The following is a 21,626-nucleotide window of genomic DNA, read 5'->3' as shown; positions in this document are numbered from 1 at the left end:
GGGAGCGAGTGCGATGGGTTCGGTTCGCGTGGCCATTGTCGGCGTCGGCAACTGCGCGTCGTCACTGGTCCAGGGCGTTCACTACTACAAGGACGCGGATCCGGGCACGCGAGTCCCGGGCCTGATGCACGTGAAGTTCGGCGACTACCACGTGGGCGACCTCGAGTTCGTCGCCGCCTTCGACGTGGACGCCAAGAAGGTCGGCCGCGACCTGTCCGAGGCGATCGTCGCGAGCGAGAACAACACGATTAAAATCTGCGACGTGCCCCCGACCGGGGTCACCGTGCAGCGCGGCCACACCTTCGACGGCCTTGGCGAGTACTACCGCGAGATCATCGAGGAGTCCGACGAGGACCCCGTGGACGTGGTCCAGGTGTTGCGCGACAACAAAGTCGACGTGTTGGTGTCGTACCTGCCGGTGGGTTCGGAGGAGGCCGACCGCTTCTACGCGCAGTGCGCCATCGACGCCGGGGTGGCCTTCGTCAACGCGCTGCCGGTCTTCATCGCCTCCGACCCCGAGTGGGCGGAGAAGTTCACCGAGGCGGGCGTGCCGATCGTCGGCGACGACATCAAGTCGCAGGTCGGCGCCACCATCACGCACCGCGTCCTGGCCAAGCTCTTCGAGGACCGCGGGGTCGAGCTGCTGCGCACGTACCAGCTCAACTTCGGCGGCAACATGGACTTCATGAACATGCTGGAGCGCACCCGCCTCCAGTCGAAGAAGATCTCCAAGACGCAGTCGGTCACCTCGCAGATCCCGCACGAGATGGCCAAGGCCGACGTCCACATCGGCCCGTCCGACCACGTGCCGTGGCTGGACGACCGCAAGTGGGCCTACGTCCGCCTGGAGGGCCGCTCCTTCGGCGACACGCCGCTCAACCTGGAGTACAAGCTGGAGGTCTGGGACTCCCCGAACTCCGCCGGCATCATCATCGACGCCGTGCGCGCCGCCAAGATCGCCCTCGACCGGGGCATCGGCGGCCCGATCCTGTCGGCGTCCTCCTACTTCATGAAGTCGCCGCCCAAGCAGTACTCCGACGACGAGGCCCGCGAGTACGTCGAGAAGTTCATCAGGGGCGAGGTCGAGCGCTGACCCGCCGCACGCTCCCGCAGGCGCCGTGACCCCGCACACCGAGGGGCGCGGCGCCTCCGCGCATCCGGGACGGCTTCAGCCCCTCGCGGCCGGCGGCAGGCCCTCAGGGCTGGCCGGCCTCCAGGCGAGCGGGTCGTCCCCCAGCTTCACCAGCAGCGGCACCTGCTCCTTGCACCACGGCGAGATCGCCAGCAGGCCGTTCTGAGCGCCCTCGGCGAACTCCTTCCACGGCATCCACCACGTCTCCCCCACCTCGTCGGGGTTCGGCGTCACGGGCGCGTCGACCATGACCCGGTAGACCGGGCAGAGCTCGTGCTCGACGATGCCGTTGGCCATCACCGCCCGGTAGGAGAAGGACGGCAGCATGAGGTCGGCGCTCTCGACGACCAGGCCCAGCTCGTACGACAGCCGGCGCACCACCGCGCGGTCGAGCGGTTCGCCCGGCAGGGGGTGGCCGCAGCAGCTGTTGGTCCAGACACTGGGCCAGGTCAGCTTGTGATCGGCCCTCCTGGTGAGCAGCACCCGGCCGTCCGAGTCGAAGACGTAGCTGGAGAAGGCAAGGTGCAGGGGGGTCTCGCGGCCGTGCACCGACGACTTGGGCGCAGTGCCCAGCGCGCGACCGTCGCGGTCGACCAGCACGACGTGTTCCTCGCTCGTCACGCTTTGAAGCGTACGTGATCATGACCACCACTTGGAACCCCGTAAACCCGCTCGGCAGGCGCGGGCTAGGCTGACGGCGTGTCTTTCGTCGCCGATCTCCGCACGGTTCTGCGGGGCAGGGACTTCAGGCGGCTGTTCGGCACCCGGCTGGTCTCGCAGTTCTCCGACGGCATCTTCCAGTTCGGGGTGACCGGGTTCGCCTTCTTCAGCCCCGAGAACCAGACGACCGCCATCGAGGTGGCGGCCGGGCTGGCGGTGCTGCTGCTGCCGTACAGCGTGCTCGGACCCTTCGTCGGCGTCTTCATCGACCGGTGGTCGCGGCGGCAGATCCTCATGGTGGCGCCGTTCGTGCGCGGCGCGCTGCTGCTCGTCGCCGCCGCCCTGGTGGCATCCGACGTGCCCGACCCCGCCTTCTACGCGGCGGCGCTCGCCGTGCTCGGGGTCAACCGGTTTTTCCTCGCCGCGCTCGGCGCGTCGCTGCCGCACGTGGTGCCGCCGGAGCGGCTGATCTCGGCCAACGCGGTCGTCCCCACATCGGGCACGGTCGTCACGTTCGTCGGCGCGGGCGTCGGCTTCCTGCTGCGCGAGATCTTCGGCGGCGACGACAAGGGCGTGGCGCTGCTGCTCGTCACCTCCGGCGTGGTGTTCGCGCTGAGCGCGCTGGTCGCGCGGACGATGGGGCGCGACCTGCTCGGCCCCTGGCCCGACCCCGACCGGCCGCAGGCCCGCCAGGAGCTGCGCAACGTCGTCACCGGCCTCGTCGACGGCGCACGCCACCTGCTGCACCACCGCGTGGCCGCCGCGACGCTCGGCGCGATGGCCACGCACCGCTTCCTGTTCGGCATGTGCACCGCGCTCGGCATCATCCTCTACCGCTACTACTTCACCGACGGCGACGCCGAGGCCGCGCTGCGCGGTATCGGCCTGGTGGTGGTCGCCGCCGGCGTCGGCACCGCGATCGCCGTCGTCATCACGCCGTACACGACCGCGTGGTTCGGCATCGAGCGCTGGGTGCAGATCGCGCTGGCCTCGGCCGGGGTGCTGACCGCGGCGCTGGTGCTGCCGTTCCAGGAGTGGGGGCTGCCGGTCGCCGGGTTCGTGCTGGGACTGGCCGGGCAGAGCGTGAAGATCTGCGCCGACACCACCGTCCAGCGCGACGTGGAGGACATCTACCGGGGCCGCGCGTTCTCCATCTACGACATGCTCTTCAACGGCATGTACGTGCTCGCCGCGGCCCTGTCGGCGGCGATCCTGCCGCCGGACGGCAAGTCGTACGCCGCCGTCGCGATCATCTCGCTCGGCTACCCGCTGGCGGCGCTCGCCTACCGGCTGGTCACCGCGTCAGCGCGCACCGAGGTCGGTTGACCTCGCCCACTCCAGCAGCGCCTCGGTGGCGGCCTCCTTGCCGATCACGCCCTTGTCGAGCCTGAGGTCGAGCAGGAACTTGTAGGCCTTGCCCACCGCCGGGCCGGGGCCGATGCCGAGCACCTGCTGGATCTCGTTGCCGTCGAGCTCGGGGCGGATCTTGGCCAGCTCCTCCTCCTCGGCCAGCCTGGCGATGCGCTCCTCCAGGTGGTCGTAGGTGCGCGAGAGCGCCGCCGCCTTGCGCTTGTTGCGGGTGGTGCAGTCGGCCCTGGTCAGCTTGTGCAGCCGGGTGAGCAGGTGGCCGGCGTCGCGGACGTAGCGGCGCACCGCGCTGTCGGTCCACTCCCCCGTGCCGTAGCCGTGAAAGCGCAGGTGCAGCTCCACCAGGCGGGAGACGTCGGCGACGACGTCCTTCGGAAAGCGCAGCTCGGTCAGGCGCTTCTTCGTCATCTGCGCCCCGACCACCTCGTGGTGGTGGAACGACACCCGGCCGCCCGGCTCGTGGCGGCGCGTCTTGGGCTTGCCCACGTCGTGCATGAGCGCCGCCCAGCGCAGGATGCGGTCGGGGCCGTCCTCCTCCTGCGCGATGGCCTGGTCGAGCACGGTCAGCGTGTGCTCGTAGACGTCCTTGTGCCGGTGGTGCTCGTCGATCTCCAGCCGCAGCTTGGGCAGCTCGGGCAGCACGTGGGCGGCCAGCCCCGTGTCCACCAGCAGGCGCAGGCCGTCGCGCGGGCGGGCGCCGAGTATCAGCTTGTCGAGCTCGTCGCGGATGCGCTCGGCCGAGACGATCTCGATGCGGTCGGCCATCGCGGTCATCGCCGCCACCGCCGCGCGGTCGACGGTGAAGCCGAGCTGGGAGCTGAACCTGGCCGCGCGCAGCATGCGCAGCGGGTCGTCGCCGAACGACTGCTCCGGGGTGCCCGGTGTGCGCAGCAGGCGCGCCCGCAGGTCGTGCATGCCGCCGAACGGGTCGACGAACTCGTGCGAGGGCAGCCGCACCGCCATCGCGTTGACCGCGAAGTCGCGCCGCTCCAGGTCGCCTTCGAGGGTGTCGCCGTAGACGACGTCGGGCTTGCGCGACTTGGGGTCGTAGGACTCGCTGCGGTACGTCGTGATCTCGATCAGCCGGTTGCCCTTGCGCAGGCCGACCGTGCCGAACTCGATGCCGATCGTCCACACGGCGTCGGCCCAGTCTCTGACGATCTCCAGCACCCGCTCGGGGCGCGCGTCGGTGGTCAGGTCGAGGTCGTTGCCGCTGCGCCCGAGCAAAAGGTCGCGTACGGGCCCGCCGACGAGGGCGAGCTCGTGGCCCTTGGCGGCGAACAGGCGGCCGAGCTCGTCGGCCACGGGGGCGATCTTGCGGAACAGGTCGTTCATGGCCTGCTGCTGGCTTTCGGTCAGAGTTGCGTCGGACAAACTGAGATCGGCCTTCTTGTGTGCTTCCGGAACATATCCCCCGAGCCACACCAGGTCCGGGTTACCGTCGGTCTTGGGACCGTCGGGGGCACGTGAACCAGGCAAGGAGGACTATATGAAGGACGCCCTCGCGCTCCACCGCTGGCTCCTCGCACACCAGGTCCATCATGAGATCGTACGCCTTCCGCGCCCCATGACATGCGCCGAAGAGCTGCCGGAGACGGTCTACGCGGCGGCCGAGCGCTGCCTGATGGTCACCGTGCTCGAGGTCACGACCAGGGTCGGCAGCGAGGTCGTCATCGCCGTCACCACCCCCGTCTCCGCGCCGCCGAGGCCCGGTGTGGTCGGCGGTCTGCTCGGCGCCCGCCAGGTGCGCCCCGCGCCCGCCCACGTCGTCAACGCCGCCACCGACTACGCGCACGGCCTGGTGTGCCCGCTGCTGCTGCCCGCCCCGCTGCCGATGCTCATCGACGACAGGATCCGCGAGGATCACCAACTGCTGTACGCGCCCACCGGTGAGCGGCATACCGCGCTCGCCATGAGGGCGCTCGACCTGCTGGCCGTGCTGCCCGGGAAGATGGTGGATCTGCGGGGCACGCGCCGCCGAGGAGCGCGTGCGGCGGTCGCGGGACGGCACTGAACCCGTACCATTGCGGGCGTGTGTCGTCCTCGTCCCGCCCGGACCTCGGCGTGATCCGTAAGGCCACGCTGCTCGCCGCGCTGTCCGCCGCGTTGCTCGCCCCCACGCTGGCGGTCACGCCCGGTGAGGCTGCCGTGACGCCCGCCGTGACGGAGGTCAGGCGGCAGACCCTCGCCGTGTCCATCGCCTCGATCACGCCCGAGGTGCCCAAGAGCCTGACCGACGTCATCAAGATCACCGGCACCGTGCGCAACGACACCGGCACGGCGATGTCCGGCCTGCAGGTGCGCCTGCGCTACAGCGCGCAGCGCTTCACCGACCGCGCCTCGCTGGAGGCCTACCAGTCCAGCCAGGACAACGCGACGCTCCCGGTCAACGTCTCCACGCGCAACTCGTTCCAGAACCTCGAGCCGCTCGACGCGGGCGCCACCGCGCGCTGGGAGATCACCGCCACGCCCGCGCAGCTCGGCCTGCGCGAGTTCGGCGTCTACCCCATCGCGGTCGACGTCGCCCAGTGGAGTGTGCCGATCAACGCGCAGCGCACGTTCCTGACGTACGCGCCGCCCACCGAGCCGCGGCCGCCGCGCAACAAGCTGGCCATCGCGCTGCCCGTCATCGACCAGCCGCGCCGGGCCACCGACGAGGACCCGGAGTCGCCCGGCAAGGGCCCGCTCTTCCTCGACGACAAGCTGAACCAGGCGCTGTCCGGCCGCGGCCGCCTGGCCGACCTGCTGCGCATCGCGCAGGCCGTGCCGAGCAGCGTCACCTGGGTGGTCGATCCCGCACTGCTCGACGATCTGCAGGCGATGACCCAGGGCTACGAGGTCAAGACGAAGGACGGCAAGCAGGCGAAGCCGCCGAGCGCCGCCGCCTCGCAGTGGCTGACGAACATGCGCACCTCGCTCGCCGCCTCGCCGGTGGTCGCGCTCCCGTACGCCGATCCCGACGTCGCCGCGCTCGCCCACCAGGGACTCGACCAGCAGACCTCCAGGGCCATCCAGCTCGGCGGGCAGAAGGCGCAGCAGCTGCTCAGCACCAAGGCCAAGACCAACCTCAACTGGCCGGCCGGCGGCGTGCTCGACTTCGACGCGCTCGACCTGCTCGCGGTCAGCGGCGTCGACACCGTGCTGCTCGACGCCAAGAACCTGCCGACGCAGCAGGAGGTCGCCACCACCCCCGCCACCACGCCTTCCACCACGCCTGTCACCGTGCCGGCCATCACGCCCGACGCCGTGGCGACGCTCGACTCGGTCAACGGCCCGGTGAAGGCGCTCGTCGCCGACGCCGGGCTGAGCAGACTGTTCGAGCCGGCCGCGCCCACCACGCAGGCTTTGACCCGGCAGCGGTTCATCGCCGAGACCGCGATGATCGCCACCGAGCCCGGCCAGACCAAGCCGCGGTCGCTGGTCGTCGCCCCCTCCCGGCGCTGGGACCCCAACCCGTCGCTCGTCACCTCGCTCATCAAGACCGCGGGGCGGCTGCCCTGGCTGCAGCTCACCACGCTGGAGTCGCTGAAGCCGAGCAAGACGTCCGTGCCGCGGGCCGGGCTGACCTACACCGACCAGGACCGCAAGCAGGAGCTGTCCGGCAAGTACCTCGACTCCGTCAAGAAGTCGTGGCGGATGGCGCAGCTGCTCTCCAGCGTCACCACCGACCACGCGCCGTCCGCCTACGACTCCGCCGTGCTGCGCCTGACCTCCTCGGCCTGGCGCGACAAGTCCCGCACCGCCCGCGGCGCGGCGAAGATGGTCAGCACCGCCGTCACCGAGACCACCGACAAGGTGCAGATCTTCGGCGTCGGCGGGCCGCGCACCCTCGCCGGCAGCAACGGCGTGGTGCCCATCAGCGTCAAGAACGACCTGGGCCACCCCATCGCCCTCTACATCGACGTCAAGTCGGACAACCCCGAACTGCTGCAGGTCAGCCTCACGCAGGAGACGCGGACCATCGGCAGCGGCCAGAGCACCACGTTCCAGGTGACGATGAACGCCACCCCCGACACCAGCGGAGACGCCACGGTGACGGTGCAGCTCAAGACCGCCGACGGCCAGCCGTACGGCAAGCCGCAGCGGCTGACGATCCGCACCACCGGCTACACCGGCATCGCGCTGGTCATCGTGGGCGCGGCCCTGACCGTGATGCTCGCCGCCGTCGTGACGCGGCTGCTGCGGCGCAGATCGGAGAAGAAGCTCGCGCGCGCCAAGACCCGGGAGAGTGAGACCGTATGAGCCGCATGCTGCGGGCCGGCGCCATCATGGCGGCGGGCACCATGGTGTCCAGGGTCACCGGGTTCGTACGGACCATGGTGCTGGCCTACGCCATCGGCACCAAGGCGCTGGGCGACGCCTACAACGCCGCGTACGCCATCCCGTACAGCATCCTCGACCTGCTGCTGCTCGGCGTGCTGAGCAGCGTCATCGTGCCGATGATCGTCCGGGCCCAGCAGCACGACGCCGACGGCGGGCGGGCCTACGAGCAGCGGCTGCTGACGCTCGCCACCGTCGCGCTGGCCGCGGTCGCCGCGCTGGCCGTCCTGGCCGCGCCGCTGCTCATCGACCTCTACACGGTCTGGGACCCCGGCAGCAGGGAGTTCGAGGTCGCGGTCATCCTGGCCCGGTTCATCCTGCCGCAGCTCGCCTTCTTCGGCGTGGGCGCGGTGGCCGGCGCCATTCTCAACACCCGCGACCGCTACGGCGCCCCCATGTGGGCACCCGTCGTCAACAACCTGGTCGTCATCTGCGTGTTCGGGCTCTACGCGGTGGTCGGCTCCGGCGACGACGTCAGGGCCGTCACGAACGCCGACCTGGCGCTGCTCGGCCTCGGCACCACGCTCGGCATCGTCGCGCAGGCGTCGGTGCTGATCGTGGCGCTGCGACGGGCGGGCTTTCAGTTCGTGCCCCGCTTCGACCTGCGCAACGCGCGGCTCGGCGAGATGGCCAAGGCCGGCGTCTGGACGATCGGCTACGTGGTCGTCACCCAGGCCGGCTTCATGCTCACCACCAACCTGGCCAGCGCCGCGGGTGACGTGGTGAAGGGCCACGGCATCAGCGCGTACACGCTGGCGTTCCAGCTCTTCCAGCTGCCGTACGGCGTGATCGGCGTCTCCGTGATCACCGCGATGCTGCCCAGGATGAGCCGGGCCGTGGCCGACGGGCGCTTCGACGACGTGCGGGCCGAGTTCGGGTCGAGCGTGCGGCTGGTCTGCGCGCTGATGGTGCCGGTGTCGCTGCTGCTCATGGTGGTCGGGCCGGCGATCACCGTGCCGATCTACGGCCACGGCGCCAACTCCGTCGCCGACGCCGTCTACATCGGCAACGTGCTGCAGGTCTACGGGCTCGCGCTCATGCCGTTCGCGATCTTCCAGCTGCTGCTGCGGGTCTTCTACAGCTTCGGCGACACCCGCACCCCCGTCTTCATCGGGGCGGGCACGACCGCGGCCAACGCGCTGCTCATGGTGATCGCCCACGTCCTGCTGCCGCCCCGGTACGCGGTCATGGGGCTGGCGCTGGCGTACGCGATCGCGTACGGGCTGGGCGCGATGCTCGCCTGGTGGCTGGCCTCCCGCCGGGTGCAGGGGCTCGGCGGCTGGGCCATCGGCATGGCGATGACCAGGATGTACCTCGCGGCGCTGCCCACCGCCGTGCTGGCGCTCGCGACGGTCTGGGGGGTCACGACCGCCTTCGGCGGCCTCGGCTTCCTCACCTCCGTGATCGTCCTCGCGGTCGGCGGCGGCCTCGGGATGTTGCTCTATCTCGGCGTGGCCCACAGAATGCGCATTCCGGAGGTCAATTCGATCGTTGGGATGGTCGCGGGGCGGGTAGGCCGGTAAAGAACGCGGGCGGATTCTCCTCGGCACTACCATGGAGGCCGACACGCGCGAATGGAAGCAGGAGGGGCGTGGGCGGATCCACCCGGCATAGCGTGCCTTCGTGGGACACGACCACGCAGGTGAGTCACACCATGAGCACGCCCGATCGGCCAAGCGGAGTGAGCCAGTGAGCAGCACGTCGGCCGTCGCACCCGGCACCCGTCTCGCCGAGCGTTTCCGGCTGGAGGACCGCGTCAGCGAGTCCGACGGCGCCACCCTGTGGAAGGCCATCGACGAGATCCTCGCTCGTCCCGTCGCCGTCCATACGTTCGCGCCCGACTTCCCGCGCGTCCACGAGGTCGTCACGGCCGCCCGCGCGGCCAGCCGGCTGACCGATCCGCGCCTGACGCAGGTCTTCGACGCGGCCGAGGACGACAAGCACGCCTACGTCGTCAGCGAGTGGGTCACCGGCGAGTCGCTGACCGACCTGCTCGCGAACGGCCCGCTGGAGCCTGAGCGCGCCGCCGGGCTCGTCGCCGAGGCCGCCGAGGCGCTCGCGCACGCCCACGAGGCGCAGCTCTACCACCTGTGCCTGCGCCCCTCCCACCTGGTGTGGACGACCGGCAACACGGTCAAGGTGCTCGGCGTGGCCGTCGACGCCGCCATGTACGGCCTGACCACCGACCAGCCCGCGCTCGACGACGCCGAGGGCCTCGGCCGCCTGCTGTACGCGGGGCTGACCGGCCACTGGCCGGGCGACGAGGAGGAGGGCGGCCTGCCCGCCGCCCCGATGACCGACGGCCACTTCTGCACGCCCCGCCAGGTCACCGCGGGCGTGCCCAGCTACCTCGACACGGTCACCGTGCGCGCGTGCCTGCCCGAGTCGCGCAGGGGCCAGGGCGCGCTCGCCAGTCCCGCCGAGGTGGCCGACGCGCTGGCCGACGTCGCCAGGCCGATGCCGATCCCCATCTCCTACCCCTCGACCCCTGCGGTGGCCTCCGCCTCCCACACCGAGGGCCTCGACATCGCCCACCGGCAGCAGCCGGCGTCGCCGCCTCCCCTGCCGCCGGTGCCGCAGTACCGCCCGGCCGGCGGTGGCGGCAGCAAGCTCAACCGCGTGCTGATGACGCTGGTGGTGCTGCTCGTGATCGCCGCCGTGGGCGTGGGCGCGTGGACGATCGGCCGCAGCCTGGGCAGCCCTGCGACGTCCCAGACGGCCACCGCCAGCCCGTCCGCCGAGCCGTCGCAGACGGCGCAGGCGCAGGTGATCAAGCCGGTGAAGGCGCAGGGCTTCGACCCGCTCGGCGACGGCGACGAGAAGCCCGACCTGGCCAAGCTGGCCATCGACGGCAAGCCGAGCACGCTGTGGAAGACCGAGACCTACACCAGCGCCGACCTGGGCCGCCTCAAGGACGGTGTGGGCCTGCTGCTCGACATGGGCAAGTCCGTGCAGATCAGCGACGTGGTCGCTACGCTGTCCGACGCGCCGGGCGCGACCGTCGAGCTGAAGGTGGGCGACGCGCCCGAGCTCGGCGCGCTCAAGACGGTGGCCACGAAGAAGAACGCCGCAGGTAAGACCACTCTCGCCCCGGAACAACCGGCAACCGGCCAGTACGTTTTGATCTGGTTTACGCGCGTTCCGATGGATGCGGGCACTTTTCATGGCACCATCTATGAGGTAGTGGTGCACTCTCCCGGATCGGCATAATCAGGAATCTCTCTTGTGAACTCCCCACCCGAGACACCCTCAGCAGCGGAGCGGCCGGCGCTCACAGACGCCGAGCTGCTGACCGCACATATCCACGGGGATCCACGCGCCTTCAGCGAAATCGTCAAGAGACACCGCGACCGCATGTGGGCGGTCGCCCTGCGCACGCTCGGCGACCCCGACGAGGCCGCCGACGCCGTGCAGGACGCCTTCGTCTCTGCCTACCGCAAAGCCGCCACGTTTCGCGGCGAAGCGGCCGTCACCACCTGGCTGCACCGCATCGTGGTCAACGCCTGCCTTGACAGGATGCGCCGTAAGTCCGTACGGCCCGTCGCCGACGACGAGCTGATCGAGGCCGCGGAGCGCGAGACCCCGCTGCCCGACCAGACCGTCGAGCGCGAAGTTTCGATGGAGGTTTCGGCCGCGCTGAAGCTGCTGCCCGCCGACCAGCGGGCCGCGCTCGTGCTGGTGGACATGATGGGCTACTCAGTCGAAGACGCAGCTCAAGTGCTGCAAGTGCCGAGTGGCACGGTGAAGAGCCGGTGCGCCCGAGGGCGCGCGAAACTTGCCCCAATTCTTTCGCATCTGCGGAACCGAACCACCCTCAATCGCGTCTCATCCGCGAAGGGAGCAGAACTTCGTGACGGGTGATACGCACTACGATCTGGACACCCTCGCCGATCTGGCCGAGGGTCTCCTGGACGCCGACACGGCACGCCAGGTCCGCGAGCATCTCGCGGTCTGCGACCCCTGCGGGGAGCTACTGGCCGACCTGGCGGCGGTTCGCGAGGTGCTGGCCGCGACGCCCACACCGGCCATGCCGATGGGTGTCGCACTACGCATCGACAAGGCGCTCGCCGCCGAGGCGGAATCCCGCCGCGCCGGAGGTGTCGGCCTCGCGGAACCACCGGACTGGGATGAGCTCATGCGGGACGCCCCGTGGGAGCGCCCGGCCGAGGTCTCCGAGCCCGTGCGGCTCGTTCCCGAGCCTGCCCGGCTCGAGGAGGTCTCCGAGCCCGTACGGCTTGAGAAGGCTCCCGAGCCCGCGCGGCTCGAGGAGACCACCGAGCCCGCACGGTTCGAGCGGGACGAACCCGCCGGTGCCCCCGAGCCGGTCCGGCTCGGCGTGGTCGCCGACGACGGCACGATCGTCCCGGCCAGACGCCGGGCCATCCGGCGGCGCCGCTGGGCGGTGCCCGCGGTCGCGGCCGCGGCCGCAGCCGTCGTGGCCGGCACGGTGGTGGCGGGCACCAGCCTGCTGACCGCGGGCGGCCAGTCGCCCGCCGAGCCCGCGCCCGTGGCGCTGCCGCCGCAGACGTCCGCCGCCGAGCCCACGCGGAGCGCGATCCGTGCGACCCCGTCGGCCCGCGGCTACGCTCTGACCAACAGCGACCACAACTACAGCGACCCCGAGCTGCGCCTGCCCCTTGAGGGCTTCCTGGCTCCGGCTCCCGCGCTGCACGGCGACTCCAACGACGCCGACAAGGTCAGCAAGTGCGTCGCCGCGGTCTCCAACCGCTCCAAGCTCGACGTCTTCGCCGTCGACCAAGGCCAGTACAACGGCCAGGAGGCGCTGGTGGTCGCGAGCTGGAAGAACCAGGCGGCCAAGAGGATCCGCATCGACGTCGTCGATCCGTTCAACTGCAAGAACCTGCGCAAGCCCGCACTGGGCCGCTGGTAGCACCCGAAGGTCTCAAGGTCCGGCCGGGTCCCGCTTCGCGGGCCCGGCCGCGACACTCGGGCATCTCGATACCGGCACCCGGGTGTCACGGGATCCTTGTACCGGCTCCTGGGCGTCGCGTGGATCCTTGTACCGGCTCCTGGGCGTCGCGTGGAGCCTCGTACCCGCAACCTGGGTGTCACGGGAGAGTCCGGCGTCGGCACGGCGACGTCGGCGTCACCCGGGAGCCCCTGCCGCCGCCCGGCGTCACCCGGAGCCCCACGCTCGGTCGTTCAGGGTCCTGACCCGCTCACGTGAGATCGTGATGCGGTCGCCGAGGGTCCTGCCCCGGTCGCCGGCGCATCCGGAAACCGTGAAGCCCCATGTCAGTGCCCGCATTCGGCGGGCTCTTTCGTTTGCACCGGCGTTGTGGGGTAGGGCGGGAATCACTGCGGCCTAGGATCTGTTGTCGCCGGTGGCATCGACAGACGAGGAAGGCGTGGAGCGTTGAGCGACGTTCGTAACGTGATCATCATTGGTTCCGGCCCTGCCGGTTACACGGCGGCCGTCTACTCCGCTCGTGCCGAGCTCAAGCCGCTTGTCTTCGAGGGCTCCGTCACCGCGGGCGGCGCGCTGATGAACACCACCGACGTGGAGAACTTCCCAGGGTTCCCCGACGGCATCATGGGCCCCGACCTGATGGACAACATGCGCAAGCAGGCGGAGCGGTTCGGTGCCGAGCTGATCGCGGACGACGTCGTCGAGGTCGATCTGCGGGCCAACCCCAAGGTGGTCAAGACCCACACCGACACCTACTACGCCAAGTCGGTCATCCTGGCCATGGGCTCCCGCTACCGCGAACTCGGCCTGGAGAACGAGAAGCGGCTCTCCGGTCACGGCGTGTCCTGGTGTGCGACCTGTGACGGGTTCTTCTTCCGCAACAAGGACATCGTGGTCGTCGGCGGCGGCGACACCGCAATGGAGGAGGCCACCTTCCTGACGCGGTTCGGCCGCATGGTGACGGTCGTGCACCGCCGCGACGAGCTGCGGGCCAGCAAGATCATGCAGGACCGGGCGTTCGCCAACGACAAGATCCGTTTCGTGTGGGACTCCGAGGTCTCCGACGTGATCGGCGACGCCAAGGTCGAAGCGGTCAAGCTGCGCAACGTCAAGTCGGGCGAGGAGAGCGAGCTCGCGACCGACGCGCTGTTCATCGCGATCGGCCACGAGCCGCGCACCGAGCTGGTCAAGGGCCAGATCGACCTCGACGAGAACGGCTACATCAAGGTCGCCCACCCCTCCACGGCCACCAACATCGAGGGCGTGTTCGCCGCCGGCGACGTCGTCGACCACACCTACCGCCAGGCCATCACCGCGGCCGGCACCGGCTGTGCCGCCTCGCTCGACGCCGAGCGCTGGCTGGCCAACAACGACAAGTAAGGAGCGCACCGTGAAGGCTGTCACCGACGCCAACTTCGAGTCCGAGGTCCTCAAGAGCGACAAGCCCGTCCTGGTCGACTTCTGGGCCGAGTGGTGCGGCCCGTGCCGTCAGGTCGCGCCCATCCTCGAGGAGATCTCCAAGGAGCACGGCGACAAGCTGGAGATCGTCAAGCTGAACATCGACGAGAACCCCGAGGTTCCGCGCCAGTACGGTGTGCTCCAGATCCCCACGATGAACGTCTACAAGAACGGCGAGGTCGTGAAGCAGATCATCGGCGCCAAGCCGAAGGCCATGCTGCTGCGCGAGCTCGAGGGCATCATCTAGCACGCCCTCAGGCGGTGCTCCGCCGCTCGGGGGACGAGTTGCGCCCTACGGAAGCCCCTCACGGTCACCGACCGCGAGGGGCTTCCCCGTCCCCGGCCCCGGGACCTTCCCGCGCCGAAGCCCGCAGCCGAGGCCCGGCCGGCCGCGCAGCCCGAACCCCGTCCGATCCCGCAGCCCGTCCGACCCCGCAGCCCGACCGACCCCGCAGCCCGACCGACCCCGCAGCCCGACCGAACCGGCAACCCGCGCCCCGGACGGACCTCCACCCGACCGCCCCATCAGCCGGACCCTGCCGTCAGCCCGACCGCCCCATCAGCCGGACTCTGCCGTCAGCCCGACCGCCCCGTCAGCCGGACCCTGCCGTCAGCCCGATCCGACCCCTAAGCCCGACCAGCTCCGCAGCCCGAGGCCCGACCAGCTCCGCAGCCCGAGGCTCGGCCGGCTGCGTCGGGCGTGGCCGGTGACCTGCTCTCTGGGCGGGCCGCTCGCTCCTCCGATGGGGACGGGTCCGCCGACGAGCAGGCCTCGCCTTCGATGAAGGTGGTCTTCCCGATGAGGCGCTTCAGAGCCGACGGGCTGCCTCGCCCTCCGGACGCGATCCTCCGATGGGCGGTCGCGGCGGCGGGGTCTCGATGACCATCCGCTGGCGGAGGGCTTCGTGCGGGGCTGTGAGGGCCGTCAGACGGGACGGAGAGCCCGTTCGGGACTCATATGGCCCAGAAGGCGTTCGAGGGCCACCTCGACGTCCTCACGCCACGAGACGGCGGTCTTCAGTTCCAGGCGCAACCGCGGGAAACGCAAATGCGGACGCACCGTCTTAAACCCCACAGAAAGCAAGTATTCCGCTGGAACTACGCAACTAGGCTCTTCCCACTTCAAGTCCCCGAAAGCCTCAATGGCTTTCACCCCGCGCCGCGTCAGGTCTTTGGCCACACCCTGGATCAGCATGCGGCCGAGCCCGCCGCCCGAGAACTCGGGAATGATGTGGGCCGTCATCAGCAGCACCGCGTCGGCGCTGACCGGCGAGGTCGGAAAGGCCGCGGAACGCGGGCTGTAAAGGGGCGGGCTGTAGAGGACGAACCCGGCCGGCACCCCGTCGACGTACACGATCTTGCCGCAGCTGCCCCAGTCGAGCAGCGTGCTGGACAGCCACGCCTCCTTCTCCAGCGCCGGGTCGCCGGCGCCGAGCGCCCGCTCGCCGTTCGCAGGATCCAGCTCCCAGAACACGCACCGCCGGCAGCGGCGAGGCAGATCATCAAGATTGTCCAGGGTTATGTTGACCAGCCGGCGCGACAACTACCGCCCCTATCGTTGACCCGGAAAAGCGCGCGAAAACCGCGTCCACAGGTGGCATCGTAGCCCAGTACAGATGTCGTCAGCGGACACCACGACGGTCCAGCCCGGTCACGGGCGACATGTCCGTCTGGCGTAATCTGGTATTTCAGTCCGATATACGACACTTAGGAGGTGGGCCGTGACAGAAGAGCTGGATCACGGTCAGACACCCGCGACCCAAGGGTCGCGCATCGACGCCTACGTCGATCGGTACGCCGCACGAGCTGCCGGGATGGTCGCCTCCGAGATCCGAGCTCTTTTCGCCGTCGCGTCGAGGCCCGAGGTGGTCTCGCTCGCCGGCGGCATGCCGTACGTCACGGCGCTCCCCCTCGACATGGTCGGCGAGCTGGTCGCCGACCTGGTCACGCGGCGCGGCCCCGTCGCGCTGCAGTACGGCTCCGGCCAGGGTGACCCGCACCTGCGCGAGCAGATCTGCGAGGTCATGAAGCTGGAGGGGATCAACGCCGGGCCGAACGACGTCGTCGTCACCGTCGGGTCGCAGCAGGCCCTCGACCTCATCACCCGGATCTTCATCGACCCTGGCGACGTGGTGCTCGCCGAAGGGCCCTCGTACGTGGGCGCCCTCGGCACGTTCGCCGCGTACCAGGCCAAAGTCGTCCACATCGCCATGGACGACCAGGGCATCGTCCCCGAATCGCTGGCCCAGACGATCTACGCGCTGGAGACCGCGGGCGCGCCCGTCAAATTCCTGTACACCATCCCGACCTTCCAGAACCCGGCCGGCGTCACGCTCAACATCGCCCGCCGCCAGCAGGTGCTCGACATCTGCCAGCGGGCCGGGATCCTGGTCATCGAGGACAACCCGTACGGACTGCTCGGCTTCGACGGCGAGCCGCTGCGCGCGCTGCGCGCCGACAACCCCGACGGCGTCGTCTACCTCGGCTCGTTCTCCAAGACGCTGGCCCCGGGCTTCCGCGTCGGCTGGGCGCTCGCGCCCCACGCCATACGCGACAAGCTCATCCTCGCGATGGAGTCGGCGGTGCTGTCGCACTCGTCGTTCACCCAGCTCGCCGTCGGCCAATACCTGGCCACGCAGCCGTGGCGCGAGCAGATCAAGTCGTTCCGCGAGCTCTACCGCGAACGCCGCGACGCGATGCTCGACGCGCTCGAATCGCTGATGCCGCCCGAGGTGACGTGGACGCGTCCCGGAGGCGGCTTCTTCGTCTGGGCCACCCTGCCGGAAGGGCTCGACTCCAAGGCGATCCTGCCGCGGGCCGTGGCCGAGCGGGTCGCGTTCGTCCCCGGCACCGGCTTCTACTCCGACGGCAGCGGCGCCCGCCACATGCGGCTGTCGTACTGCTACCCCGAGCCCGACCGCATCCGTGAAGGCGTGCGGCGGCTGGCCGGGGTGATCGAGCAGGAGATGCAGCTGCGGGACACGTTCGGCACCGGGTCCACACGCGACCACCACGGCGTCGACACCCCTGGCCCCGACCTGGCCTAGCCGACCTCGTCGAGCGGAGGGGCGCCCGCTCACCTTCTTCGGAAGGACGAGCGCCCCTCCGGGCACAGGCCTCCGGGCACAGGCCTCCGGACGCCCGGGCCTGCGGACACGGGACCTCCGGGCACAGGCCTGCGGACACGGAACCTCCGAACACGGGCCTGCGGACACGGGCCTTCCGGACACCCGGGCCTCCGGGTACGGGCCTCCGGGCGCGGGGCGCCGGCGCGCCCTCTGGACCGGGAAGGAGACCGCTCATCGAGGCGGGACGCCCCCTCGTATCCGCATCCTCATCCCAGCACCAAGAGGTCCCCTTCCGATCGGCTGAGATGGGATGGGATCGCCCCACATAGCACCTCACGTACACCCCTGATCCCCAACGCCGGTACGGTTGGAGCGCGTGTCGTCAGCGGAGGAGAAGTGATGAGCGATCTGGGCCACGTGCTCGTGCTGGCCGGGGGTCTCTCCTACGAGCGGGAAGTGTCCCTGCGCTCAGGCCGCCGGGTGAGCGAGGTGCTGCGGGCCACGGGCATCTCCGTGGAGACCAGGGACACCGACGCCTCGCTCGTGCCCTCGATCCTGGCCGACCCGCCGGACGCCGTGTTCGTCACCCTCCACGGCGGTGCCGGCGAGGACGGCGCGATCCGTTCCGTGCTGGAGCTGCTCGACGTCCCGTACGTCGGCGCCGACCCCGACGCGTGCCGGGTGGCCTTCGACAAGCCCACCGCCAAGGCCGTCGTCCGGTCGGTCGGGCTGCGCACTCCCGAGTCCGTCACCCTGCCCAAGGAGACCTTCCACGACCTCGGCGCCTCCGTGGTGCTCGGCCGCATCGTGGAACGCCTCGGCCTGCCGCTGTTCGTCAAGCCCGCGCGCGGCGGCTCGGCGCTCGGCGCCTCCTTCGTCCGTACGGCCGAGGAACTTCCCGCCGCCATGGTGGGCTGCTTCGCGTACGGCGACACGGCGCTCATCGAGCGGTACGTCGAGGGCGTCGAGGTGGCGGTCTCCGTCGTCGACCTCGGCGAGGGGCCGGTGGCGCTGCCCGCCGTGGAGATCGTCCCCGACGAAGGCGTCTACGACTACGCCGCCCGCTACACCGCCGGCCACACCGAGTTCTTCGCCCCCGCCCGCCTGTCCGCCCAGGCCGCCGCCGCCTGCGCGGAAACCGCGGTGACCGCGCACACGGCGCTGGGGCTGCGCGACATCTCCCGTACGGACCTGATCGTGGACGCCGACGGCGTGCCCCACTTCCTTGAGGTGAACGTGGCGCCGGGCATGACGGAGACGTCCCTCCTGCCGATGTCCGCCGAGGCAGCCGGCCAGGATCTGGGCGAGCTCTGCCACACCCTCCTCCGCATCGCCGCCGCCCGCGCATCCCGCTGATCCCGGCGACCGCCTCCTGACATCGAAAGGGCGGCCCCGCCGATCCAAGGGGCCGCTCCACGACTCCGCACCCCGGCCTGCCACGCGACTCCTCCGCGCAACCGGGCCCGCCGCGTAACTCAACGGCGCCACCTGCCCACCGCACCACTCCCCCACCCGCGTCGATCACGCGACTTCCCCGCACCACTGGAGCACGACACCACCCGCGTTGGCCCCGCGACTTCCCCGCACCACCCGGACCACGACACCACCCGCGTTGGCCCCGCGACTTCCCCGCACCACGACACCACCCGCCCACCACCGCTCCCCCACCCGCGTTGGCCGCGACTCCGCCACCCCCGGACCACGACACCGCCTGTCCCCGGCGCCACGCCCCCCCGCGCCCGGGGCGCAACTTCACCATCGGACCAACCACACCCCGACCCACCGCGCTCCTTTGCCGCCCGCGCCACCCCGCCTCACCGCGCTACTCACCGTGCCGCCCCGCTCGCGACAACGCCTTGCCGCGCCATCCTCCATCACCACCAGCCCGCCGAACGAGCCCGTCACGTCAGCCGCCCCACGAACCGCTCTCCGCCGGCCGGCGCATCGCCGAGCCCGACATGCCAGCCCCACGCGCACACGCGAGAGAACCCCTCGAACCCACCTCAGTAGCCTTACCGTGTGCTGTTCGATTCCACGTACCCCAAGAGCTTCGCCAGCGACAACCACGCAGGCGTGCACCCGACGATCCTCGAAGCCATGGCCGCCGCGAACGACGGCGACGCACCCGCCTACGGCGACGACAAGTGGACGGCGCTATTCGAGGAGAAGGTCAAGGAGGTGTTCGGCCCGGACGCGCAGGGCTTCGCCGTCCTCAACGGAGCGGGCGCCAACATGGTCGGCCTGGCTCCCATGCTCGGCCGCTACGACGGCATCATCTGCGCCGAGAGCGCCCACATCGCCACCCACGAGACGGGCGCGACGGAGCGTCTGCTCGGCGTGAAGCTCCTGACGGTCCCGACCGAGGACGGCAAGCTCCGCCCGGCCGACATCGAGTCCCGCCTGGGCGGTGTCGGCAGCCACCACGAGCCGCAGCCCACCGTCGTCTCCATCTCCCAGGTGACGGAACTCGGCACCTGCTACTCCCCCGCCGAGATCGCCGCCCTCGCGGAAAAGGCCCACGCGCACGGCCTGCGTCTCCACGTCGACGGCGCCCGCCTCGCCAACGCCGCCGCGTACCTCGGCTGCGACCTCAAGGCGATTACGACCGACGTGGGCGTGGACGTGTTCAGCTTCGGCGGCACCAAGAACGGCGCACTCGCGGCGGAGGCCGTCGTGGTGCTCGACTCCTCGCTGTCCCACGCCATTCCGTTCCTGCGCCGCCAGTCGCTTCAGCTCGCCTCGAAGATGCGCTACATCTCCGCGCAACTCACGGCGCTCCTCACGGACGACCTCTGGCGCCGGAACGCCGCCCACGCCAACCAGATGGCCGACCGCCTGGCCGCCGGGCTGGCGGACATCCCGGGGGTCTCGCTCGCGTACCCGGTGCAGAGCAACGCCGTCTTCGCCACCCTCCCAAGGGAGGTCGCGGAGGCCCTCCAGCAGCGCTACCTGTTCCACTTCTGGGACGAGACCGCCGGCACCGTCCGCTGGATGACCGCCTTCGACACCACCCCGGAACACGTGGACGACTTCCTGGACGACATCCGCAAGGCCGCCACCGCGTAACCCCCCGCCCGCTGATCCCGCTCTTCCCACAGTGGTCACTCCCCTGGTTTCACGTGAAACATCGCGCACCAACCACAGGCGAGCTTGGCAAGATGCAAGACGACCACCGCGCCTCGGTCGCTCTCCACACACCGCAAGCGCCGTCGCCTAACGAGCGCAAGCCCACCGAGGCAGAGAGTGAGAGCCGCCCACGACAGCCTTCTCGCTCACCGCGCGACAAAGAAGCGCCTCCGTGTTTCACGTGAAACACGGAGGCACACTCCCCGCGCCGCCAGCACACAGACGCACCCCTATTGCCGTCAACGTGGACTCCCCACTTCGTCAACGCAAAGGCGGGCTGCCGCTGCCGTCATCCGATCAGCCAGCCTCAACCGTCCATAGCCCCCGTTATGCACGGCTCCGACGCTGGCATCCCCTCAACGCCAAGACTTTGGGGCGCCGCCACACCGACCGCCACCAACGTCGCGCTCTACCCGCAGGTGGCCACCAGACAGGCGGAAGGAGCCGGGCACAGCACGGCCAACGAGTTCGAGCCACCCCCGGGAACAGAGCCATTCGCCGGACCAGAGGCATCCAGCGTCAGGCCGAAGGTTTCACGTGAAACACTCCGCCGTCGAAGCCCCTCGCCGCGGCCGCTGCCTGCCCACCGCGGCCGATACGCACCGCCGCGCCCGCATCCTCATTGCAGCCCGTCGTGCACTGCGACGGCAAACCGTCGTCACACACCCACCCAGTAGGCCGTCGCCACACACCCACTCACGCCCCTGCACTCCGCGTCTACCCCCCGCTCGCAACTCCTGCACTTCGCGTCTACCCCCCACTCGCGCTACGCAGGAACCCTGCGCACACCACTCCAGCGCCTTGTTCGCCGCTTCCACTCGAGCCGCGCCCCAGCGACGGCCTGCCACCCAGCACTCGACCGACGACCCCGTCGTCCGTTCCGGCCGAGCGCCACCACCAAGCTCCAGCCCACCCCGATGTTTCACGTGAAACATCGCGTGGCAGCCCATGCGAGTGCAGCAGGCAGTCCCCACAGCAAGCCACAGGCATCGGCGACGGGTTGGTCGCCAAGGACGGAGGCGCGACGGCGGACCACCCGACCCGAGCGGTGGATGACCGACCCACACGGTGACCACCCAGCCCGAGCCACGAGCGCCCAACATGAACAGTGAGCAGTCGGTAGCGACAGGTCGGTCAGTTCGCGGGCGAGGTACATGGCGATCTGCCGGGCGTTGACGAGCGCCGTGAAGGGGCGGCGCCTCGTAACGCCCGCCGCGCTGGCCGCCCACCCGCCGTTCCAGCCACCGCTTCGGTCGTTCACTCACCGCCCGGGTGGGTCGCCTGTCGGCCGGCGCTCGGATGGTCACCCGTCGCCGGGTCATCCGTCGCCGGGTCATCCGTCGCCGAGTCGTCCGTCGCCTGGGTGGATCCTCGCCCGCCGGTCGGATTGCCACTCGCCCCGGTCGCGCGCCGCTCGGATCGCCCTGCGCCCGGGTAGGTCGCCTGTCGGCCGACGCTCGGATGGTCACCCGTCGCCGGGTCATCCGTCGCCGAGTCGTCCGTCGCCTGGGTGGATCCTCGCCCGCCGGTCGGATTGCCACTCGCCCCGGTCGCGCGCCGCTCG

17 protein-coding genes are annotated in these 21,626 nt (G+C 70.5%); 13 read left to right on the top strand and 4 right to left on the bottom strand.

Features of this window, described 5'->3' with window-relative positions:
* The first annotated feature begins 13 nt into the window (after positions 1–13).
* Positions 14–1,093: an inositol-3-phosphate synthase gene (locus ACGFIM_RS18300; RefSeq protein ID WP_393201654.1), complete on the top strand. Its 1,080-nt coding sequence runs from the start codon at positions 14–16 to the stop codon at positions 1,091–1,093.
* Between the two features lie 75 nt (positions 1,094–1,168).
* Here ACGFIM_RS18300 and idi read toward each other — a convergent pair whose 3' ends face one another.
* Positions 1,169–1,753, bottom strand: a complete 585-nt coding sequence (idi, locus tag ACGFIM_RS18295) for an isopentenyl-diphosphate Delta-isomerase (RefSeq protein ID WP_393201652.1) — start codon at positions 1,751–1,753, stop codon at positions 1,169–1,171.
* Positions 1,754–1,831: 78 nt separating this feature from the next.
* Here idi and ACGFIM_RS18290 point away from each other — a divergent pair, with 78 nt between their 5' ends.
* On the top strand, positions 1,832–3,118 hold the full coding sequence (locus ACGFIM_RS18290; protein WP_393201650.1) for an MFS transporter: 1,287 nt from the start codon (positions 1,832–1,834) through the stop codon (positions 3,116–3,118).
* Here the strand turns inward: ACGFIM_RS18290 and ACGFIM_RS18285 are convergent.
* Positions 3,095–4,495 carry a CCA tRNA nucleotidyltransferase gene (locus tag ACGFIM_RS18285; RefSeq protein WP_393202590.1) on the bottom strand — a complete coding sequence of 467 codons (1,401 nt, stop codon included), beginning with the start codon at positions 4,493–4,495 and terminating at the stop codon, positions 3,095–3,097. The genes ACGFIM_RS18290 and ACGFIM_RS18285 overlap by 24 nt on opposite strands.
* Positions 4,496–4,649: 154 nt before the next feature.
* Here ACGFIM_RS18285 and ACGFIM_RS18280 point away from each other — a divergent pair, with 154 nt between their 5' ends.
* From ACGFIM_RS18280 to trxA, 8 genes are all read left to right on the top strand, one after another.
* The gene (locus tag ACGFIM_RS18280; protein ID WP_393201648.1) at positions 4,650–5,174 is read left to right on the top strand and encodes a YbaK/EbsC family protein; all 525 of its coding nucleotides are present in this window, start codon (positions 4,650–4,652) and stop codon (positions 5,172–5,174) included.
* Between the two features lie 20 nt (positions 5,175–5,194).
* Entirely contained in the window at positions 5,195–7,402 is a 2,208-nt protein-coding gene (locus ACGFIM_RS18275) for a Bbp16 family capsid cement protein (RefSeq protein WP_393201646.1), read from the top strand.
* Positions 7,399–9,003, top strand: coding sequence for a murein biosynthesis integral membrane protein MurJ (gene murJ / locus ACGFIM_RS18270; RefSeq protein ID WP_393201644.1), 1,605 nt, complete (start codon positions 7,399–7,401; stop codon positions 9,001–9,003). Before ACGFIM_RS18275 ends, murJ begins: the two co-directional genes overlap by 4 nt.
* 166 nt (positions 9,004–9,169) lie before the next feature.
* Positions 9,170–10,690 carry a protein kinase family protein gene (locus tag ACGFIM_RS18265; protein ID WP_393201642.1) on the top strand — a complete coding sequence of 507 codons (1,521 nt, stop codon included), beginning with the start codon at positions 9,170–9,172 and terminating at the stop codon, positions 10,688–10,690.
* A gap of 15 nt (positions 10,691–10,705) precedes the next feature.
* On the top strand, positions 10,706–11,341 hold the full coding sequence (gene sigM / locus ACGFIM_RS18260; protein WP_393201640.1) for an RNA polymerase sigma factor SigM: 636 nt from the start codon (positions 10,706–10,708) through the stop codon (positions 11,339–11,341).
* Positions 11,331–12,371, top strand: coding sequence for an anti-sigma factor family protein (locus ACGFIM_RS18255; protein ID WP_393201638.1), 1,041 nt, complete (start codon positions 11,331–11,333; stop codon positions 12,369–12,371). The genes sigM and ACGFIM_RS18255 overlap by 11 nt, the downstream gene beginning before the upstream one ends.
* 486 nt (positions 12,372–12,857) lie before the next feature.
* Positions 12,858–13,790: a thioredoxin-disulfide reductase gene (trxB, locus tag ACGFIM_RS18250; protein WP_393201636.1), complete on the top strand. Its 933-nt coding sequence runs from the start codon at positions 12,858–12,860 to the stop codon at positions 13,788–13,790.
* 10 nt (positions 13,791–13,800) lie between these two features.
* Positions 13,801–14,115, top strand: coding sequence for a thioredoxin (gene trxA, locus ACGFIM_RS18245; protein WP_393201634.1), 315 nt, complete (start codon positions 13,801–13,803; stop codon positions 14,113–14,115).
* 678 nt (positions 14,116–14,793) lie between these two features.
* Here trxA and ACGFIM_RS18240 read toward each other — a convergent pair.
* Positions 14,794–15,411: a GNAT family N-acetyltransferase gene (locus ACGFIM_RS18240; protein ID WP_393201632.1), complete on the bottom strand. Its 618-nt coding sequence runs from the start codon at positions 15,409–15,411 to the stop codon at positions 14,794–14,796.
* 178 nt (positions 15,412–15,589) lie between these two features.
* Between ACGFIM_RS18240 and ACGFIM_RS18235 the strand changes: the two genes are divergently transcribed.
* The 3 genes from ACGFIM_RS18235 to ACGFIM_RS18225 all read left to right on the top strand — a co-directional run bounded on the left by ACGFIM_RS18235 (position 15,590) and on the right by ACGFIM_RS18225 (position 20,002).
* Complete coding sequence (locus ACGFIM_RS18235) at positions 15,590–16,915, top strand: PLP-dependent aminotransferase family protein (RefSeq protein WP_393201629.1); 1,326 nt, start codon at positions 15,590–15,592, stop codon at positions 16,913–16,915.
* Positions 16,916–17,335: 420 nt separating this feature from the next.
* On the top strand, positions 17,336–18,292 hold the full coding sequence (locus tag ACGFIM_RS18230) for a D-alanine--D-alanine ligase (RefSeq protein ID WP_393201626.1): 957 nt from the start codon (positions 17,336–17,338) through the stop codon (positions 18,290–18,292).
* Between the two features lie 663 nt (positions 18,293–18,955).
* A complete protein-coding gene (locus ACGFIM_RS18225) occupies positions 18,956–20,002 on the top strand; it encodes a threonine aldolase family protein (protein WP_393201623.1) in 1,047 nt (348 codons plus the stop codon).
* 1,317 nt (positions 20,003–21,319) lie between these two features.
* On the opposite strand, the gene ACGFIM_RS18220 is transcribed toward ACGFIM_RS18225, so the two are convergent.
* Positions 21,320–21,626 (bottom strand): hypothetical protein (locus tag ACGFIM_RS18220; protein WP_393201620.1); only part of this gene is annotated, 307 nt, incomplete at its 5' end.

It is taken from the genome of Nonomuraea sp. NPDC049309, from assembly GCF_043196965.1.
Classification (GTDB): Bacteria; Actinomycetota; Actinomycetes; order Streptosporangiales; family Streptosporangiaceae; genus Nonomuraea; species Nonomuraea fastidiosa.
This window is presented reverse-complemented; position numbering and strand designations above follow the sequence as displayed.

Bases quoted from the DNA above. Each gene is read 5' to 3' on its own strand.
- ACGFIM_RS18280 (WP_393201648.1), top strand. From the start codon at position 4,650: ATGAAGGACGCCCTCGCGCTCCACCGCTGGCTCCTCGCACACCAGGTC.
- ACGFIM_RS18230 (WP_393201626.1), top strand. From the start codon at position 17,336: ATGAGCGATCTGGGCCACGTGCTCGTGCTGGCCGGGGGTCTCTCCTAC.
- ACGFIM_RS18285 (WP_393202590.1), bottom strand. From the start codon at position 4,495: ATGAACGACCTGTTCCGCAAGATCGCCCCCGTGGCCGACGAGCTCGGC.
- murJ (WP_393201644.1), top strand. From the start codon at position 7,399: ATGAGCCGCATGCTGCGGGCCGGCGCCATCATGGCGGCGGGCACCATG.
- ACGFIM_RS18300 (WP_393201654.1), top strand. From the start codon at position 14: ATGGGTTCGGTTCGCGTGGCCATTGTCGGCGTCGGCAACTGCGCGTCG.